This window comes from Streptomyces sp. Tu 3180, assembly GCF_009852415.1.
GTDB lineage: Bacteria > Actinomycetota > Actinomycetes > Streptomycetales > Streptomycetaceae > Streptomyces.
In genome coordinates this window covers 3,781,102-3,798,675 of the sequence record NZ_WOXS01000002.1, presented here as the reverse complement: position 1 = coordinate 3,798,675, position 17,574 = coordinate 3,781,102, and the positions used below count along the sequence as shown (strand labels likewise).

At 74.2% G+C, this 17,574-nt stretch carries 16 protein-coding genes; 5 read left to right on the top strand and 11 right to left on the bottom strand.

Annotated features, from left to right (window positions below; all coding sequences use genetic code 11):
- Positions 1 to 38: 38 nt before the first annotated feature.
- A complete protein-coding gene (locus tag GL259_RS17860; protein ID WP_159533994.1) occupies positions 39 to 476 on the top strand; it encodes a MarR family transcriptional regulator in 438 nt (145 codons plus the stop codon).
- Between the two features lie 34 nt (positions 477 to 510).
- Entirely contained in the window at positions 511 to 1,875 is a 1,365-nt protein-coding gene (locus GL259_RS17855) for an MFS transporter (protein WP_159533991.1), read from the top strand.
- Positions 1,876 to 1,888: 13 nt separating this feature from the next.
- On the opposite strand, the gene GL259_RS17850 is transcribed toward GL259_RS17855, so the two are convergent.
- Positions 1,889 to 2,470 (bottom strand): Uma2 family endonuclease, encoded by a 582-nt coding sequence (locus GL259_RS17850; RefSeq protein ID WP_159533989.1) that lies wholly within the window; start codon positions 2,468 to 2,470, stop codon positions 1,889 to 1,891.
- A gap of 94 nt (positions 2,471 to 2,564) precedes the next feature.
- On the opposite strand from GL259_RS17850, the gene thpR reads away from it, so the two are divergent.
- Positions 2,565 to 3,137, top strand: a complete 573-nt coding sequence (gene thpR / locus GL259_RS17845; protein WP_159533987.1) for an RNA 2',3'-cyclic phosphodiesterase — start codon at positions 2,565 to 2,567, stop codon at positions 3,135 to 3,137.
- Between the two features lie 132 nt (positions 3,138 to 3,269).
- Here the strand turns inward: thpR and GL259_RS17840 are convergent, their stop codons facing one another.
- Together GL259_RS17840 and GL259_RS17835 are read right to left on the bottom strand one after the other, a co-directional pair.
- Positions 3,270 to 4,262, bottom strand: a complete 993-nt coding sequence (locus GL259_RS17840; protein WP_159533985.1) for an aldo/keto reductase — start codon at positions 4,260 to 4,262, stop codon at positions 3,270 to 3,272.
- Between the two features lie 174 nt (positions 4,263 to 4,436).
- Positions 4,437 to 5,114: an SGNH/GDSL hydrolase family protein gene (locus tag GL259_RS17835; RefSeq protein WP_159533983.1), complete on the bottom strand. Its 678-nt coding sequence runs from the start codon at positions 5,112 to 5,114 to the stop codon at positions 4,437 to 4,439.
- Positions 5,115 to 5,222: 108 nt separating this feature from the next.
- On the opposite strand from GL259_RS17835, the gene GL259_RS17830 reads away from it, so the two are divergent.
- Positions 5,223 to 6,221 (top strand): WD40 repeat domain-containing protein, encoded by a 999-nt coding sequence (locus GL259_RS17830; RefSeq protein ID WP_159533981.1) that lies wholly within the window; start codon positions 5,223 to 5,225, stop codon positions 6,219 to 6,221.
- 134 nt (positions 6,222 to 6,355) lie between these two features.
- Here GL259_RS17830 and serC read toward each other — a convergent pair whose 3' ends face one another.
- The 7 genes from serC to GL259_RS17795 all read right to left on the bottom strand — a co-directional run bounded on the left by serC (position 6,356) and on the right by GL259_RS17795 (position 13,578).
- Positions 6,356 to 7,474 (bottom strand): phosphoserine transaminase, encoded by a 1,119-nt coding sequence (serC, locus tag GL259_RS17825; RefSeq protein WP_159533979.1) that lies wholly within the window; start codon positions 7,472 to 7,474, stop codon positions 6,356 to 6,358.
- Positions 7,475 to 7,623: 149 nt separating this feature from the next.
- Positions 7,624 to 8,880, bottom strand: coding sequence for a cytochrome P450 (locus tag GL259_RS17820; RefSeq protein WP_159533978.1), 1,257 nt, complete (start codon positions 8,878 to 8,880; stop codon positions 7,624 to 7,626).
- Positions 8,877 to 10,112: a cytochrome P450 gene (locus tag GL259_RS17815; RefSeq protein ID WP_159533976.1), complete on the bottom strand. Its 1,236-nt coding sequence runs from the start codon at positions 10,110 to 10,112 to the stop codon at positions 8,877 to 8,879. Before GL259_RS17815 ends, GL259_RS17820 begins: the two co-directional genes overlap by 4 nt.
- Positions 10,109 to 10,744 (bottom strand): ATP/GTP-binding protein, encoded by a 636-nt coding sequence (locus tag GL259_RS17810; protein ID WP_243762325.1) that lies wholly within the window; start codon positions 10,742 to 10,744, stop codon positions 10,109 to 10,111. The genes GL259_RS17815 and GL259_RS17810 overlap by 4 nt, the downstream gene beginning before the upstream one ends.
- A complete protein-coding gene (locus GL259_RS17805) occupies positions 10,725 to 11,072 on the bottom strand; it encodes a DUF742 domain-containing protein (protein ID WP_159533974.1) in 348 nt (115 codons plus the stop codon). The genes GL259_RS17810 and GL259_RS17805 overlap by 20 nt, the downstream gene beginning before the upstream one ends.
- Positions 11,069 to 11,476, bottom strand: a complete 408-nt coding sequence (locus tag GL259_RS17800) for a roadblock/LC7 domain-containing protein (protein ID WP_159533972.1) — start codon at positions 11,474 to 11,476, stop codon at positions 11,069 to 11,071. Before GL259_RS17800 ends, GL259_RS17805 begins: the two co-directional genes overlap by 4 nt.
- Positions 11,473 to 13,578, bottom strand: a complete 2,106-nt coding sequence (locus GL259_RS17795; protein WP_159533970.1) for an ATP-binding protein — start codon at positions 13,576 to 13,578, stop codon at positions 11,473 to 11,475. Before GL259_RS17795 ends, GL259_RS17800 begins: the two co-directional genes overlap by 4 nt.
- A 326-nt stretch (positions 13,579 to 13,904) precedes the next feature.
- Between GL259_RS17795 and GL259_RS17790 the strand changes: the two genes are divergently transcribed.
- The gene (locus GL259_RS17790; protein WP_159533968.1) at positions 13,905 to 16,820 is read left to right on the top strand and encodes an FAD-binding and (Fe-S)-binding domain-containing protein; all 2,916 of its coding nucleotides are present in this window, start codon (positions 13,905 to 13,907) and stop codon (positions 16,818 to 16,820) included.
- Positions 16,821 to 17,076: 256 nt separating this feature from the next.
- Here the strand turns inward: GL259_RS17790 and GL259_RS17785 are convergent, their stop codons facing one another.
- Complete coding sequence (locus tag GL259_RS17785) at positions 17,077 to 17,529, bottom strand: NUDIX domain-containing protein (RefSeq protein ID WP_159533966.1); 453 nt, start codon at positions 17,527 to 17,529, stop codon at positions 17,077 to 17,079.
- Positions 17,530 to 17,574 lie beyond the last annotated feature (45 nt).

Sequence of the window (17,574 nt, the reverse complement as noted above, 5' to 3'; positions counted from 1 at the left end):
GTAGTCCTTAGCGAGGGTAATGAGTTACGCTAACGAACATGCCGGACTTCAGCCATGGCGACGACGCAGCCGCCGTGAACGCCCTCCGATCCGCCGTGATGCGGCTGTCCCGTCGGCTCAAGCACCAGCGCGTCGACGAGTCGCTCAGCCCCACCGAGATGTCGGTGCTCGGCACCCTGGCCCGCTGCGGGCGGGCCACCCCGGGCGAACTCGCCCGCAAGGAGCACGTCCAGCCGCCCTCGATGACCCGCATCGTGGCCCTGCTGGAGGCCAAGGGGCTCGTCCGGCTGGAGCCGCACCCCGACGACCGGCGCCAGAAGGTCGTGACGCAGACCGAACAGGCGGAGGCGATGCTCGAGGAGAGCCGCCGCAAGCGGAACGCCTTCCTGGCGTCGCTGGTCGAGGGCCTCGACGAGGACGAGTGGGCGAAACTGCGCGCCGCCGCCCCCGTGCTGGAGAAACTCGCGCACCTGTAGGAACACCGCAGCAGCAGCTAGGAGGCGAACCCCTTTGAGTCCGGGACCCGGAGCAGCTTCCGCCCCCGCACCTACCCCCCACGACACCCCCGCCGCCCCCGAGACCGCCCCCCGCGGGTCCTCGATGTTCTCCTCGCTGAGGATCAGGAACTACCGCCTGTTCTTCCTCGGCCAGGTGGTCTCCAACATCGGCACCTGGATGCAGCGCATCGCCCAGGACTGGCTGGTGCTCAGCCTCACCGGCTCCGCCGCCGCCGTCGGCATCACCACGGCCCTGCAGTTCCTGCCGATGCTGCTGTTCGGCCTGTACGGCGGCGTCCTCGTCGACCGTCTGCGCAAGCGCCCCACGCTGTTCGTCACCCAGTGCGCGATGGCCCTCACCGCGATCGTGCTCGCCGTCCTCACGCTGACCGGCCGGGTCGAGGTCTGGCACATCTACGTCGCCGCCTTCGCCCTCGGCCTCGCCACGGTCGTCGACAACCCGGCCCGCCAGTCCTTCGTCGCCGAGCTCGTCGGCCCCGGCCGGCTGCAGAACGCGGTCAGCCTGAACTCCGCCAACTTCCAGTCCGCCCGCCTGGTCGGACCCGCCGTCGCGGGCCTGCTGATCACCGGCGTCGGGACGGGCTGGGCGTTCCTCCTCAACGGCCTGTCCTTCGTCGCGCCGCTCACCGGCCTGCTGCTGATGCGCGCCCGCGAACTGCACACCGTCGAGCGCGCTCCGCGCGGCAAGGGACAGCTGCGGGAGGGCCTGCGCTACGTCGCCGGGCGTCCCGAGCTGATCTGGCCGATCGTCCTGGTCGGCTTCATCGGCACCTTCGCGTTCAACTTCCCCGTCTACCTCTCGGCCTTCGCCGACGACGTCTTCCACGGGGGAGCGGGCGCCTACAGCATGTTCAACACCCTGATGGCGGTCGGCTCCGTGGCCGGCGCACTGCTCGCCGCCCGGCGCGGCACGGCCCGGCTGCGACTGCTCATCCTCGCCGCGCTGGCCTTCGGCGCGCTGGAGATCCTGGCCGCCGGGGCACCGGCCCTGTGGGTGTTCGCCCTGCTGATGGTCCCCATCGGCCTGTTCGCCATGACGGTCAACGTCACCACCAACACCAGCATCCAGATGTCCACCGACCCGGCCGTGCGGGGCCGCGTCATGGCCCTGTACATGATGGTCTTCCTCGGCGGCTCGCCCGTCGGCGCCCCGATCGTCGGCTGGATCACCGACACCCACGGCGCCCGGGCCGGCCTCGCCGCGGGCGGCGCGGTCGCGATGGCCGCGGCGGCCGTGATCGGCCTGATCCTGGCCAGGACCGGCGGGCTCCGCCTGTCGGTCGGCTGGCACCGCGGCCACCCGCGGGTGCGGTTCGTGCCGCGGGAACGGCGGGGGGCACCGGTGCCGTCGGCGTAGGGCGGCGGGGCGGTCAGTCGCGGGGGAAGCCGCCGGTCCCGAGGACGAGGCCGACGGCCGTCCCGGTCAGGTCGACGTCGGCGCCGAAGCCGACCTCGACGTGGTACTTGCCGTCCTCCGGCACGCTGTGCAGGTGCCACTCGGCGGTGTACGGGTCCACGATCAGGTGCACGGGGACGCCGGCGGCGGCGTAGGTGTCCTTCTTGGGGCCGTAGTCGTTGCCGGCGGTCCTCCGGGAGATCACCTCGGCCACGAACTCGGCGTCCTCGCAGCGCCACAGCCCCCTGCCGTCCCGGACGGCGCCGTCGGCCAGCAGGGTCACGTCGGGGGCGAAGCCGTTGAGGTGTCCCGGGTGGTCGATGCGGACGTCGGACTTGACGCGCCTGCGCGGGTACGTGGTGCGCAGTTGATCGTAGAGGTTCGCGATGATCTCCCAGTGGGTGTCCTGCTGCGGCGTCATGAAGATGTGCCCCCCGACGATCTCGGTCCGGTAACCCTCGGGGACGGGCATCTTCTCCAGCCACTCGAACATCGTGTCGAGCGTGAGTTCGTCGCCGCTCTCGGCCGTCTCGATCCTGTCTTCCAGGACGGTCATCGTGGCGTTCCTCCCCGGCCGCCCGCTCGATGCGTACGGCCGCGCAGCACAACGATACGCACGGTGACGAGAGCACGCCCGGCAGACTGGCTCCATGAGACTCTTCGCCGCCGTGCTGCCCCCCGAGGACGTGGTCCACGAGCTCGCCGCCGAGGTGGCCCTGCTGAGGAAGCTCCCCGGCGCGGACGGACTGCGCTGGACCGGCCGCCCCGGCTGGCACTTCACGCTCGCCTTCTACGGCGAGGTCGACGACGAGCTCGTGCCCGGCCTCACCGCCCGCCTGGAGCGGGCCGCGTCCCGCACCGGGCCGTTCGAGCTGGCGCTCAGCGGAGGCGGCCAGTTCGGGCACGGCAGGGCCCTGTGGGCCGGCGCGGACGGCGACCTGCGCACGATGCGCCTGCTGGCCGAGCGGGCCGAGGCGGCGGCGCGCAAGGCGGGGGTGCCGATGGAGGAGCACCGCCGCTACAAGGCCCACCTGACGGTGGCCCGCAGCCGCGAAGCCGTCGACACCCGGCCGTACCTGGAGGCGCTGCACGGCTTCCGGAGCCGCACCTGGACCGTGGACGAGCTGGTACTGGTGCGCAGCAACCTGCCGAAGTCGGGCGTGTCGGGCGAGCAGCCCCGCTACGAGGCGGTCGCGCGCCGGCCGCTGCGGGCGGCCGGTTAGGCTCGGGGGCGTGGACCCGAAGACCCGTAACCGGATCATGGCCGGTGCGCTCGTGCTGATGTTCGTGGTGGTGGCGCTGGCGGCGGCGCTCGGAAAGTAGCGCCGCCGCCGGCCGCCGAGCCGCGCCCGCCCCTACCAGGCGAAGGCCTCCGGGGAGGGCCCCGGACCCGGGAAGATCTCGTCCAGCGAGGTCAGCAGCTCCTCGCCCAGCTCCAGCTCCAGCGCGCGCAGCGCCGATTCCAGCTGCTCCCGCGTGCGCGGGCCGACGATCGGGCCGGTCACGCCGGGCCGGGTGAGCAGCCAGGCCAGGGCGACCTCACCGGGCTCGACGCCGTGCTTGTCGAGCAGGTCCTCGTACGCCTGGATCCGTGCGCGGGCGGCGGGGTCGGCGAGCGTCTCGGCGGCCCGCCCGGAGGCGCGGCGACCGCCCTGGACCTCCTTCTTGATCACACCGCCCAGCAGACCGCCGTGCAGCGGCGACCACGGGATGACGCCGAGCCCGTAGTCCTGCGCGGCCGGGATGACCTCCATCTCGGCGCGGCGCTCGGCGAGGTTGTACAGGCACTGCTCGCTGACCAGCCCGATGGTGCCACCGCGCCGGGCCGCGATCTCGTTGGCCTGGGCGATCTTGTAGCCGGGGAAGTTGGAGGAGCCGGCGTAGAGGACCTTGCCCTGCTGGACCAGGACGTCGATCGCCTGCCAGATCTCCTCGAACGGGGTGCTGCGGTCGACGTGGTGGAACTGGTAGACGTCGATGTAGTCCGTCTGCAGCCGCTTCAGGCTGGCGTCGACGGCCCGGCGGATGTTCACCGCGGAGAGCTTGTCGTGGTTGGGCCACGCCTCGCCGTCGGGGCCCATGTTCCCGTACACCTTGGTGGCGAGCACGGTCCTGTCGCGCCGCCCGCCGCCCCGGGCGAACCAGTTGCCGATGATCGATTCCGTACGGCCCTTGTTCTCGCCCCAGCCGTACACATTGGCCGTGTCGAAGAAATTGATACCGGCGTCCAGCGCCGCGTCCATGATGGCGTGGCTGTCGGCCTCGTCGGTCTGCGGACCGAAGTTCATCGTCCCGAGGACGAGGCGGCTGACCTTGAGTCCGGTGCGTCCGAGCTGCGTGTACCTCATGAACACCTAGCCAACGGCCTGGAGTGCGCTCCAGGCAAGGGGGTCCGGTCAGAGGACGGTCATCGTGGCGCTCCTCCCCGGCCGCCCCGCGGACGAGTGGGACCGTGCGGTACGACGATGCGCACGGTGAGCAGGACACGGGGCGGGGCGCGTGTGCCGGAAAGCCCCCGACGGCTACACCGCCTCGTAGGGCCCGCCCAGGTCCCAGGCCCGCCACATCGCGTCCGCGAAGGCCGCCGCCATCCTGTGCTCGCCGGCCTCGTTGGGGTGGGTGCCGTCGTAGGTGTCGGTGCGGAAGTCGTACGTGGGGGAGGGGTCGGCGAGGAGGAGGGGGGAGGAGTCGGTGCCGAGGTCCGTGACCGTCTTGGCGAGGAGGTCGTTGAAGCGGGCGACCTGGGCCGCGAAGGGGGCGTCCTGGTCGGCGCGGACGTTGTGGAGCACCGGCATGATCACCATGTGCACCGACGGCCGGGCCGCGCGGGCGTCGGCGACGAAGGCGCGGACGTTGTCCGCGGTCTGCTCGGCGTTCGTGTAGAAGCCGAGGTCGATCAGACCGAGGGAGACCAGCAGCACGTCCGCCCGGTGCGCGCGGACGGCCTCCCCGATCAGCGGGGTCAGGTGGTGCCAGCCCTCGCCCCAGCCGGCCAGGTGGCCGCGGGGGAAGTCCGGTTCGGCGTACTCGTACGAGACCGGGGCCTCGGCGGACTTGTCGTAGAGCGTCTCGCGCGGGCCCACGAAGGTGAACGGCCCGCCGTACGCCCCGCACAGGTGCCGCCACAGGCGGTAGCGCCAGGTGTGTTCGCCCGCGCTTCCGATCGTCATGGAGTCACCGACGGGCATGAACCTGAGCATCCGCTCATCATCGTGGATCACCGTCGTCCACGGGGTGTGAGACCGGCCACGCGCCCGGGTGATCCGGGACGGCCCCTGAACTGCGGCGCCGGATGGCAGGCTTGGGGCATGCGCCGACCTCTCGCCCTGCTCGCCGCGGCCCTCCTCGTGGGCGCGCTCACCGCTCCCGCCGCCTCCGCGGCCGACGGAGGCGGCGACGGGAACGACTCGTTCACGATCGAGGACCCGCGCATCACCGAGTCCAGCGGACTCGCCGCCTCCCGCCTCCACCCCGGCGTCTACTGGACCCACAACGACAGCGACGACGGCCCCTACCTCTACGCCGTCGACGGCGCGACCGGCGAGACCGTGGCCCGCCTCACCCTCACCGGCGTCGGCACCCCCCGGGACGTCGAGGCCGTCGCCGTCGGGCCGGGGAACAGGATCTTCGTCGGGGACATCGGGGACAACCTCGGCGGGACGTGGCCGTACGTGTGGATCTACGAGCTGCCCGAGCCGAAGGAGCTGAAGGACCGGACCGTGCGGGCCACGCAGTACGTCGTGAAGTACTCCGACGGGGCGCGCGACGCCGAGTCCCTCCTCGTCCACCCGAAGACCGGGCGCGTCTACATCATCGACAAGAAGGAGGAGGGCGGGCACCTGTACGAGGGGCCCGCCGAGCTGTCGGCGTCCGGGGGCAACGTCTTCCGCCCGGTCGCCCCCGTCGAGCTGTGGGCGACCGACGCCGCGTTCTCGCCGGACGGGGAACGGCTCGCCGTGCGCGGGTACTTCGGCGGGATCCACTACGCGTGGAACGGCGGGAAGCCGCGGCGCGAGGGGCGGCTGAGCGTGCCGCTCCAGGGGCAGGGGGAGTCCGTCAGCTACTCCGCCGACGGCTCCCGGCTGATGTACGGGAGCGAGGGCGAGCAGAGCCCGGTCGAGTCCCGGGAGGCGCCCGGCGGGGGCGGGGGGGACGGTGCCTCGTCCGGTGGGGGCGCGCAGGACGGCGAGGGCGCCGCCGGTGACGGCTCCGGCGTCGGGGACGGCGTCGGGACCGGTGCGCTCGTCGCCGTCGCCGCGGTCTGCGCGGTCCTGTTCGGGCTGGGGCGGTTGCGGCGGCGGGGATGACCCGTGCCCGGCCCGGTGGTCCGGGCTCCGTGCCCGCCGGTGCGCCGCTCGTGGAGGCTCAGCCGGTGGTGGAGGAGCGAGGAGGGGCGCCCGGTGTCCGCCGGGCGCCCCTCACCGTCGTACGGGAGCGGTGATCAGAGCCTTTCGATCACGTGGTCGACGCACTTCGTCAGCGCCTCGACGTCGGCCGGGTCGATCGCCGGGAACATCGCGACGCGGAGCTGGTTGCGGCCGAGCTTGCGGTAGGGCTCGGTGTCGACGATGCCGTTGGCGCGCAGCACCTTGGCGACGGCGGCGGCGTCGACCTCGTCCGTGAAGTCGATGGTGCCGATGACCTGGGACCGCTTGGCCGGGTCGGCGACGAACGGGTTGGCGAACTTCACGTCCTCCGCCCAGCCGTACAGGGTGCGGGCGGAGGTGGCCGTACGGCGCACCGCCCAGTCGAGACCGCCCTGGCCGTTGATCCACTCCAGCTGCTCGTTCAGCAGGAACAGCGTGGCGAGGGCCGGGGTGTTGTACGTCTGGTTCTTGCGGGAGTTGTCGATCGCCGTGGGCAGCGAGAAGAACTCCGGCACGTGGCGTCCGCTCGCGTGGATCCGCTCGGCGCGTTCGATCGCGGCCGGGGAGAACACGCCGATCCACAGGCCGCCGTCGGCGGCGAAGGACTTCTGCGGCGCGAAGTAGTAGACGTCGGTCTCGGCGATGTCGACCGGGAGGCCGCCCGCGCCGGAGGTGGCGTCCACGAGGACGAGGGCGCCCTCGTCGGCACCGGCGACGCGCCGGATCGGCATGGCGACGCCGGTGGAGGTCTCGTTGTGGGTGAAGGCGTAGACGTCCACGCCGGCCTCCGCCTCGGCCTCGGGGTGCGTGCCCGGGTCGGAGGAGACGACGGTGGGTTCGGCGAGCCACGGGGCGAGCTTGGCGGCCTTGGCGAACTTGGAGCTGAACTCGCCGAAGCTGAGGTGCTGCGACTTGTTCTCGATCAGGCCGTGGGTCGCGATGTCCCAGAACGCGGTGGAGCCGCCGTTGCCGAGGATCACCTCGTAGCCGTCGGGGAGCTGGAACAGCTCGCGGATGCCCTCGCGCACCTTGCCGACCAGGTTCTTCACCGGGGCCTGGCGGTGGGAGGTGCCCATCAGGGAGGTGCCGGTCGCGGCCAGCGCGTCCAGCGCTTCCGTCCGCACCTTGGAGGGGCCCGCGCCGAATCGACCGTCGGCGGGCTTGATGTCAGCGGGAATCTGGATCTCAGCCACGACCGGAGCCTAGCGGTTCGGGGAAACCCGGGCGAAACGTCGTCCGTCGGCTGAGACGGGCGGCCGGGACGGGCGGCGGGGCGGTGGCGGGGCGTCGTCGGGGCGGTGGCGGGCGGACGGCGCGTGGTCCGTCCGCCCGCCCCGGACGCTCAGTTTCCGAGCCGCACCGGCAGCTCGTGGAGGTCGTTCTGGGTGACCACCGGCTTGTTGCGCAGCTCGGTCGCGGGGACCGCCAGGTCCAGCTCCGGGAAGCGCGCGTACAGGGCGGGGAGCGCCACGCCCGCCTCCAGGCGGGACAGGGCCGCGCCGGGGCACACGTGCGGGCCGTGGCCGAAGGAGATGTGGCGGTTGACGGTCTCGCGGGTGATGTCGAAGGCGCCGGCCGTCGGACCGTGGGCCTGCTCGTCGCGGCCGATCGCGGCGTAGGACACGATCAGCGCGTCACCGGCGGGCAGGACCCTGTCGCCGACCGGGACGTCCTCGGTGGCGAACCGGATCAGCACGTGGGACGTGGGCGTGGACCAGCGCAGGGTCTCCTCGATCACCGCCGACCAGTCCGCCTCGCCGGACAGCACCAGCGCGCGCTGGTCCGGGTGGGTGGAGAGGTTGACCACCGCGTTGACGATGAGGGAGATCGTCGTCTCGTGGCCGGCCGCGACCATCAGCTGGAGCGTGGCGACGATCTCCTGGTCGGTGAGCCGGTCGCCGTCCTCGGACGCCTGGATCAGCGCGGAGGTCAGGTCGTCGCCGGGGTTCTCGCGCTTGTGCGCGACCGTCTCGGTCATGATCCCGGCCAGCTCGGTGAGGGTCGCGACGACCTCCTGGGGCGGGGTCTGGGTGGAGAAGAACTTCTCGAACAGCACCTTCAGCCGCGGCAGCCGCTCCTCGGCCAGCCCCATCAGGTCGGCGATGACGTACATCGGCAGCGGATAGGCGAACACCGCCTTCAGGTCGACCGTGTCGCCGGGCCGCTCGGCCAGGCGGTCCAGCAGGCCCTCGGTGAGCTCGGTGATCCGCTCCCGCATCCGCTCCACCCGGCGCGGCGTGAGCGCCTGGGCGACCAGGGTGCGCAGCCGGCGGTGGTCCGCGCCGTCCACGGTGAGCATGGAGCGGGGCGGGTTCGCCAGGCCGATCAGCGGCCAGTCGGGGGCGATCTCGCCGCGCTGCCAGGCGCCCCAGACGTTGATGTCCTTCACCACCCGGGGGTCGGTGAGCAGCTTCTTCGCCTCGGCGTGGTGGGTGACCGCCCACACCGGGACGCCGCCCGGCAGCATCACGGGGGCCAGGGGCCCGGCGGCCCGCAGCGCCTCGCTCTCCCCGTCCAGGTCGGTGACGAACGGGTCGAGGTGGATGCGGGTCTGCTCGGTGCCAGTCGTGGTCGTCGGGGAATCCGTGCCGGCCGTCATGCGAGCGTGCCTCCAAGGGCGGGGGTGGGTGTGAAGGTGACCGGAAGCTCGGACAGCCCGCGCAGCCACGGCGACGGGCGGCGGGTCAGGGACGCGGCCGGCACCGCCAGGTCGATGTCGGGCAGCCGGTCCAGGACGACCTCGATGCCGGTCCGCGCGATCACCTCGGCGATCTCCTGCGCGGGGAAAGGACAGCGGTGCTCCCCGTGGCCGAAGGAGAAGTGCGCGCTGTTGCCGCCGGTCAGCGCCGAGCCGTCGGTGCGCACCTGGGGGTCGGAGTTGGCGCCCTGCAGGCCGAGCAGCAGCATGTCGCCGGCGCGGATGCGGCGGCCGCCCAGCTGGGTGTCGCGGGAGGCCCAGCGGCCGGCCACGTTCTGGGTGGGGGTGTCCTCCCACAGCACCTCGTTCATCGCCTCGGCGATGCTGTTGCGGCCGCCGAACAGGGAGGCGGCGAACCGGTTGTCGGTGAGCATCAGGTGCAGGGAGTTGCCGATCCAGTCGGCGGTCGGCTGGTGCCCGGCCGCCATCATCACCATCAGGTCCTGGACGATCTCCTCCTCGGTGAAGCCCGAGGCGTCCGCGAGCATCCGGGACACGACGTCCTCGGCGGGCTCCTTCTTCCGGCCGGCCACCAGCTCCGTCATCGACGTGAACAGGTGGGCCTGGCCGGCCAGCGCCCGCTCCCGCCCGTCGATCATGTCGTTGAGGGCGGTGACCAGGGCCGGCCCCTCCTCGTCGGTGAAGCCGTAGAGCCGGGCGAGGACCCGCACGGGCAGCAGCATCGCGAACTCGGCGATGATGTCGGCGCCGCCCCTGGGGCAGATGCGGTCGATCAGCTCGTCCGCGAACTTCTCGGCGTGGGAGCGCAGTTCGAACGGGTCCACCGCCTCCAGCGCGTTCACCAGCATCCCGGCCCGCTCGCGGTGCCGCTCGCCGACCGTGTACAGGATCGACGGCTGCCTGCGGCCGATCATCGGCAGCAGCGGCCAGTCGTCGGGGATGTCCTCCCACTGGTTCCACAGCTCGGAGTCGCGGCTGAACAGCACCGGGTCGCCGGTGATCTGGTGCAGCTCGCGGTAGCCGAGCACCAGCCAGGCCGGCACGTCGCCGTCCAGCAGCACCGGGACGACGCTGCCGTGCTCGCGCCGCATCTCCCGGTACACCCGGGCCGGGTCGTCCTGGAGCAGGGGTCCGCTGAGGCGGACGGGACCGGGGGTGGGGGCGGGGCTCACACCAGCTCCTGACGGGGGGCTCGGGCGGGGTCGGCGTACAGGGCCCGGATGTGCTCCACCAGCGTGATCAGCACCAGCTTGCTGGACTCCCGGGACCGCGCGTCGCAGCTGACCAGCGGGACGTGCGGGTCGAGGTCGAGGGCCTCGCGGATCTGCTGCGGGGAGAAGGCGGGGCCGCCGAAGTCGTTGCAGGCCACGATGAACGGCGTGCCGTGCTTCTCCAGCCGGTCGATGGCGTACCAGGAGTCGTCGATGCGGCGGGTGTCCACCAGGACCACCGCGCCGAGCGTCCCGGAGAACAGCCGGTCCCACAGGAACCAGAAGCGCTCCTGGCCGGGCGCGCCGAACAGGTACAGCACGTTGTGCGCGTCGAGCGTGATGCGGCCGAAGTCGAAGGCGACGGTGGTCGCGGTCTTGCCGCGCACGCCGGTGACGTCGTCGACGGCCTCCCCGGCCTGGGTCATCGTCTCCTCGGTGTTGAGGGGACGGATCTCGCTGACCGAGCGGACCATCGTCGTCTTGCCGGCGCCGAAGCCGCCCACGACCACGATCTTGAGGCCGTTGTCGGCCGACGCGCCCAGCGGCGTGCGCGTCTCGGACGCCGTGTGCGTCTCAGAGGTTGCGGAGTCCAACGAGCACCTGCTCCAGGATGTCGGGGTCGGGAACGGCGGCCCTGCGGGGGTGACGGGCGCTGACCCGTCCCGCCGCGAGGAGGTCGGAGAGCAGGATCCGGGTGATGCTCACGGGGAGCTTCAGCTCGGCCGCGATCTCCACGACCGCCGTGGGGTGTTCGGTCAGCCGCAGGATCGCCGCGTGCTCGGACTGCATGCCGGGCACCGGGTCGCACTCGGCGACGACCAGGGTCACCAGGTCGAAGGGGTTGTCGGGCCCCGAGCTGCTGCGCCCCTGGGTGAGGGTGTAGAGCCGGTCCGGGGCGTCGTCCCTGCCGGGCCTGCTCATGAGGTGCGCGGCCGGGCGGTCAGGTGCTCGCCGAGCTGCTCCACGAGCTCGCTCATGTTGTGCCCGACGAGTCCGGCGTCCGCGTCCTCCGCGGTGACGACGGCCAGGTGCGCGCCCTCGCCCGCCTCCACGATGAACAGCACCCCGCCGTAGAACTCGGTCATCGCCGAGCGCACGCCGCCGCTGCCGTCGCCGAACTCGACCGAGGCGCCGTGCGACAGGGACTGGATGCCGGCGGCGATCGCGGCGAGCTGGTCGGCCTGGTCGGCGGAGAGCTCCGGGGTGCGGCACAGTTTCAGGCCGTCACGGGACAGCACGAGGGCGTGCCGCGCGCCCGGCGTGCGCTCCAGCAGGCCCTCTATCAGCCAGGTGAGCTTCTCGTCGGCGGTCGTCGTGCCGGTCATGAGGTGGTGTCGCCTTCCGGGGTCTGTGCTTCGGGGGTGGTGCCGGCGGCGTCGGTGCCGCCGGCGGTGGTCGTGCGGGTGTCGCCGGTGGGGCTCGTGCCGGGGCCGGGGGCGGCCGGGGTGCCCGTGCCGGTGGCCGTGTCGCCCGGGGTGGCGGCGCGTACGGCCTGGCGGAAGCTGCTGAAGCGGGCCGTGCGGGCCTTGGTCTCCTCGGCGGTCGGGGCCGGCCGCGGGGCGGCGGCACGGCTGCCGGAACGCATGCGCTCGGCCTCGGCGAGGGTGCGGCCCCGGCGGCGGCGGGGCAGCACCAGCGGGTGCGCGCCGGTGTCCCGGTCCGCGGCCTCGTGCGTGGGCACCGGGTCGGGGTCGAGGTCGGCTCCGGCGCGGGAGGCCGCGTAGGAGGGCGTGGAGGCGGCGGAGGGGGTGGCGGTCGCGGGGCGGGGGGTCCCGCGGGTCGTCGTGTGCTCCGCCGGCGCGGTGTCGTGCGCGGTGACGTGGCTGGTCTCCGGCTCCGTCCCGCCGGCGGCGTCCGCCCGTGCGGCCTCCGTGCGGCCGCCCCGGCGGCGGGGGAGGCCCGCGGCCGCCGGGGGTCCGGTCACCGGGTCCTGCGCGGAGGACGCGGATGGCACGGAAGGTGCGGAAGGCGCCGAGGACGCCGAGGGTGCGGGCGTCCCGGTGAGCGCGGTCGGAGCGGCGGGGACGGCCGGTGCGGCGGCCGGGGCCGCGTCCGGCGACACGAGGATGTCCTGCGGGATGAGCATCAGCACGCCCGTGCCGCCGCGGGCCGAGGGACGGTAGGAGACCCTGAGCCCGTACCGCCGGGCCAGCCGGCCGACCACGGCGAGGCCGAGCCGGGTGCCGGTGAGGCCCCCGAGCTCGGCGGACTCGCCCGAGACGGCGCGCTCGGCACGGCGCAGCTGGGCCTCGCCCATGACGAGCCCGCTGTCCTCGACGGACACGATGACCCCGGCCGGGACCTCCTCGACGTAGACGTGGACCTCGGCGGTCGGCGGCGAGAAGTTGGCGGCGTTGTCCAGGAGTTCGGCGAGCGCGTGCATCACGCCCTCGGCGGCGTGCCCGGCGACGGCGGTGTCGCTGGCGGAGTGGACGCGGACCCGCTGGTAGCCGCTGATCCGCCCCATGGCGCCGCGCAGGATCGACTCCATGGCGATGGGCCTGGCCCAGCGGCGGCCGGAGCGGGCGCCGGTGAGGACGGCGACGGAGTCGGCGAGCCTGCCCGCCTGCGCGGTGCGGTGGTCGAGGTGGAGCAGGTCGGCGAGGACCTCCTCGTCGTGGTGCTTCTCCTCCATCGCGCGCAGGTCCGCGAGCATGCCGGTGGCCAGCGCCTGCATCCGGCCGGCCGCGTTGGCGGTCGCGGACAGGGCGGCGGCGCGGGCGCCGGTGGCCTCCCGCAGCCGGGCGGCCAGCCGCGCGTTCCCGTCGGTGAGCCGGTCCCGGTCCGCCGCGATCCGGTCCCGCTCCTCGGTCAGCCGGCCGATCTCCTCCGCGTGGTCGCGGGCCAGCCGGCCGGTGTGGGCGCTGTGCTCCTCGGTGATGAGGCGCAGCTTCTCGGCGTGCTCCTCGGCGAGCCGCTCCAGCTCGGTGGCGTGGGCCTCCGTGAGCCGGGCCCGCTCCTCGCCGTGCTCGTGCGCCAGGCGGGCGGTGTCGGCGGCGTGCTGCTCGGCGAGGCGGTCGCGCTCGGCCGCCAGGGCCTCGGCGAGACGGTTCCGCTCCTGGTCCAGCTCGGCCGACAACCGGGCGCGCTCGCGCGTGAGTTCGCCGGTCAGCCGCTCGTGCTGGCGGCGCGACTCCTCGGCCAGCCGCGCCCGTTCCTGGAGCAGCCGGCCGACGTCCTGGGTGACGGCGTCCAGCCGTCCGCGGGCCGCTCGCGCCGACAGCACGGCGTGCGCGGCCACCGTGGCGGCCGCGCACAGCAGCAGGGCGGCGACCGTTCCGGTCGTCCCGACGGCGCCCCGCGCGGACTCCGGTCCGAGCAGGACGGCCGCGACGACCGCGAGCGCGCAGAGCACCAGGGTGAGCAGCGGGACGGGCAGGAGGCTGCGGGGGGTGGGGCGGTCGCCGGGGAGCAGGGGGGAGGTCATCAATCAGGGTCCTCGGTCGAATCCTCGGTCGGGTCCGCGGGCGTGCACCGTCGTCTGCGCGGCCCTCGGGCGGTCCACGGGGTCGCCGGACCGATTCCGGGATCGCTTCCGGATGCGAGCCGACAACTGCGCACAACTCGCGGTCACTATATGAGAGTTCGTGATCGGCTTGGGAAGAATCCGCTTCCGTTCTCGGTTATTTGACCCACACTCGGGTGTCCCGCGTCCCGCGTCCCGCGCGAGGCGCCGCCGGGTGCGTGCCGTCGCCGTCGTCACCGCCGGTGGCCGGTCCGGCGGTGCCGGACCGGCGGGGGCATCCTGAGGACATGACGGATCTCCGGGGACTGCGGGCCGGACTGACGGCGGCCGTGCGCGGCGAGGTGGACTTCGGCACGACCGCGCGGGCGCTGACGACCATGGACGCCTCCAACTACCGCCGGGTCCCGCTCGGCGTGGTGGCCCCCCGGGACGCCGACGACGTGGCGGCGGCCCTGTCGGTGTGCCGGACGTACGGCGTCCCGGTGGTGGCGCGCGGCGGCGGCACCTCGATCGCGGGCCAGGCGACCGGCACCGGGGTGGTGCTCGACTTCACCCGGCACATGAACCGCCTGCTCCTCCTCGACCCGCAGGCCCGCACGGCCGTCGTCCAGCCCGGTCTGGTCCTCGACCGGCTCCAGGAGGCCGCCGCCCCGCACGGGCTGCGCTTCGGGCCGGACCCCTCCACGCACGGCCGCTGCACCCTCGGCGGCATGATCGGCAACAACTCCTGCGGCTCCCACTCCGTCGCCTGGGGCACGACGGCGGACAACGTCCGTGAGCTGTCGGTCGTCACCGCGCGCGGGGAACGGCTGCGACCGGGCCGGGGGTGGGCCGGGGCCCCGGCGGGGCTGCGGGAGCTGGTGGACGGTGAACTGGCCCGCCTGCGCACCGGCTTCCCGCAGCTGCCCCGCCGCATCTCCGGGTACGCCGTGGACGCCCTGCTGCCCGAGAGGGGAGCCGACGTCGCCCGCTCCTTCTGCGGCTCGGAGGGCACGCTGGGCGTGCTGACGGAAGCGGTCGTGGACCTCGTACGGGCGCCCCGCGCGCGGGCGCTCGCCGTGCTGGCGTACGCCGACGAGAGCGCGGCCGCCGAGGCCGCGGCCGGGCTGCTGGAGTGGGGGTCCCCCCGCTCCAGCGAAGCCGGGAGCGGGGGAGGCCCGCTGACCGTGGAGGGCATGGCGGCCGACCTGGTGCCGTCCGCCGCGGACCTCCCGCGCGGTGGGGCCTGGCTGTTCGTGGAGACGGGCGGGGAGACGCGGGCCCAGGCCCGCGCGCGGGCGGAGGCGCTCGTGCGCGCGGCGGACGTGGTGGACGCCCTGGTGGTCACCGACCCGGCCCGGCAGCGCACGCTGTGGCGGATCCGGGAGGACGCGAGCGGCACGGCGACCCGGATGCCGGACGGCACGGAGGCCTGGCCCGGCTGGGAGGACTGCGCGGTGCCGCCCGCCCGGCTCGGCGCGTACCTGCGGGACTTCCGCGCCCTGCTGGCCTCCCACGGGCTGCGCGGCACCCCGTACGGGCACTTCGGGGACGGCTGCATCCACGTCCGGATCGACTTCGACCTGCTGACCGGGCCGGGCGTCGCCCGCTTCCGGCGCTTCTCGCAGGAGCTGGCCGACCTGGTCGTGGCCCACGGCGGCTCCCTGTCCGGGGAGCACGGCGACGGACAGGCCCGCGCCGAACTGCTGCCGCGCATGTACGGCGCGGAGACGGTCGCCCTCTTCGAGCGCGTGAAGGGCGTCTGGGACCCGGACGACCTGCTCAACCCGGGCGTGCTGGTCCGCCCCGCGCCCCTGGACGCGAACCTCCGCTTCTCCGTCCTGCCGCGCGGGCCGGTGGACGTGGCCTTCGGCTATCCGGCCGACGGCGGCGACTTCGCGGCGGCGGTGCGCCGCTGCGTGGGCGTCGCCAAGTGCCGCACGGCGTCCGTGCCGGGGCCGGCGGTGATGTGCCCGTCGTTCCGGGCGACGGGCGAGGAGGAGCACTCCACGCGCGGGCGCGCCCGTCTGCTGCACGAGATGCTCGCCGGTGAGCTGGTGACCGGCGGCTGGCGGTCCACGGAGGTGCGGGACGCGCTGGACCTGTGCCTGTCCTGCAAGGGCTGCCGCTCGGACTGCCCGGTCGGGGTCGACATGGCCACGTACAAGGCGGAGTTCCTGCACCACCACTACGCGGGCCGCCGCCGCCCGGCCGCGCACTACGCCATGGGGTGGCTGCCGGTGTGGCTGGGCTGGGTGGCGCGGACGAGGACGGCGGCGGTGGTCAACGGCCTCGCCCGGGTGGGCCCGCTCGCGCGGGCGGCGAAACGGCTGGGCGGGATCGCGGCGCAGCGGGAGATCCCGCGGGTGGCCGGGGAGCCGTTCACGCGGTGGTGGCGGGGGCGGCGCGTGGACATGACGTCCGGCGGCGGCCCGCTGGTGATCCTGTGGCCGGACACCTTCACCGAGCACCTGTCGCCCTCCGTGGGCCGGGCGGCCGTACGGGTCCTGGAGGCGGCCGGGCTGCGGGTGGCGCTGCCCCCGACGCTGCGGCCGGCCGGAGGCCCGCCGGTCGGTGACGCCCGTTCGCGCTCGGCGGCCCGGCTGCTGGCGGCCCGCAGGGGCCGGGTCTGCTGCGGCCTGACCTACCTCTCCACGGGCCAGCTCGACCGCGCCCGCGCGGTGCTCCGCCGCACCCTCGACCTCCTGGAGCCGGTGCTGGCCACGGACGCGCCGCTGGTCGTCCTGGAGCCGAGCTGCGCGGCGGCGCTGCGCACGGACGCGCCGGAGCTGCTGCACGACGACCCGCGCGCGGCACGGCTCGCCGCGCGGGTCCTCACCTTCGCGGAGACCCTGGAGCGGTACGCGCCGGACTGGACCCCGCCGCGCCTGGACCGTCCCGTGGCCGGCCAGACCCACTGCCACCAGCACGCGGTCCTGGGCGAGGCGCCCGACCGCCGCCTGCGCGCGGCCGCCGGCCTCACCGGCGAACTGAGCGGCGGCTGCTGCGGCCTGGCGGGCGACTTCGGCTTCGAGCGGGGCCACTACGAGGTCTCCGTGGCCTGTGCGCAGGACCGGCTCCTGCCGTCGGTGCGGGAGGCGCCGGACGGGGCGGTGGTCCTGGCCGACGGCTTCTCCTGCCGGACGCAGCTGGAGCAGCTGGCGGGGGTGCGGGGGAGGCACCTGGCGGAGGTGCTGGCGGACGCCCTGGACGGAGAGGAGTGAGCCGTCGCGGACCTGGTGTCCCCGGTGCGCCCGGATGGGCAGCCCCGGCCTCCGTCCCCGGCTCCCCGCCGCCCGCGGGGCGCCGGCGGGGGCCGCGGTCAGGCACCCGGCGGGGTGGCGGGGCGCGCCGCGCGGGGCATCGGGAGGAGCGCGCCGCGCGGGGCATCGAGGAGGAGGGCGCCGGTCGCGGCCGGACGGGGCGATGTGCCGGGGCAGACCCGACGCGCCGGGCGCGGGCCGGTGCGGTGGCGGTCGTTCACGGCGTGGTCTCGCCCCGTACCAGCGGGTGGCACACCGGCTGGACGCCCTCGGGGAGGTCGTCCGGGCGGCACCAGCGGGCCTCCAGGATCTCGAAGGGGTCCAGGCGCAGCTCGCCGCCGAGCAGGCGGGCCTCGTAGGCCACCTCCAGGCGGGTGCGGAAACCGCTGTTCAGCATGACCAGGCGGCCCACCTCCACGTCGAGACCGGTCTCCTCCTTGACCTCGCGCACCACGGTCCGCCGGAAGTCCTCGCCCTTGCGCGCGAAGCCGCTCGGCAGGCCCCACTGGCGGCCCGGCGGCCACATCCGGTGCCGGAGCAGCAGGACCCGCCCCTCGTCGTCGCGCACGACGCCGGTCACGCCGACCACGAACTTGGCGTTCAGGAACCACATGACGCGGCCCTGGACGGGGCGCAGGAGTCGCCAGAGGCGGGCAAGGAGTCGTCGCACGGGACCTCGGGAGGTGGGGGGCGGAGTGGGCGAAGGGCTTCGCCG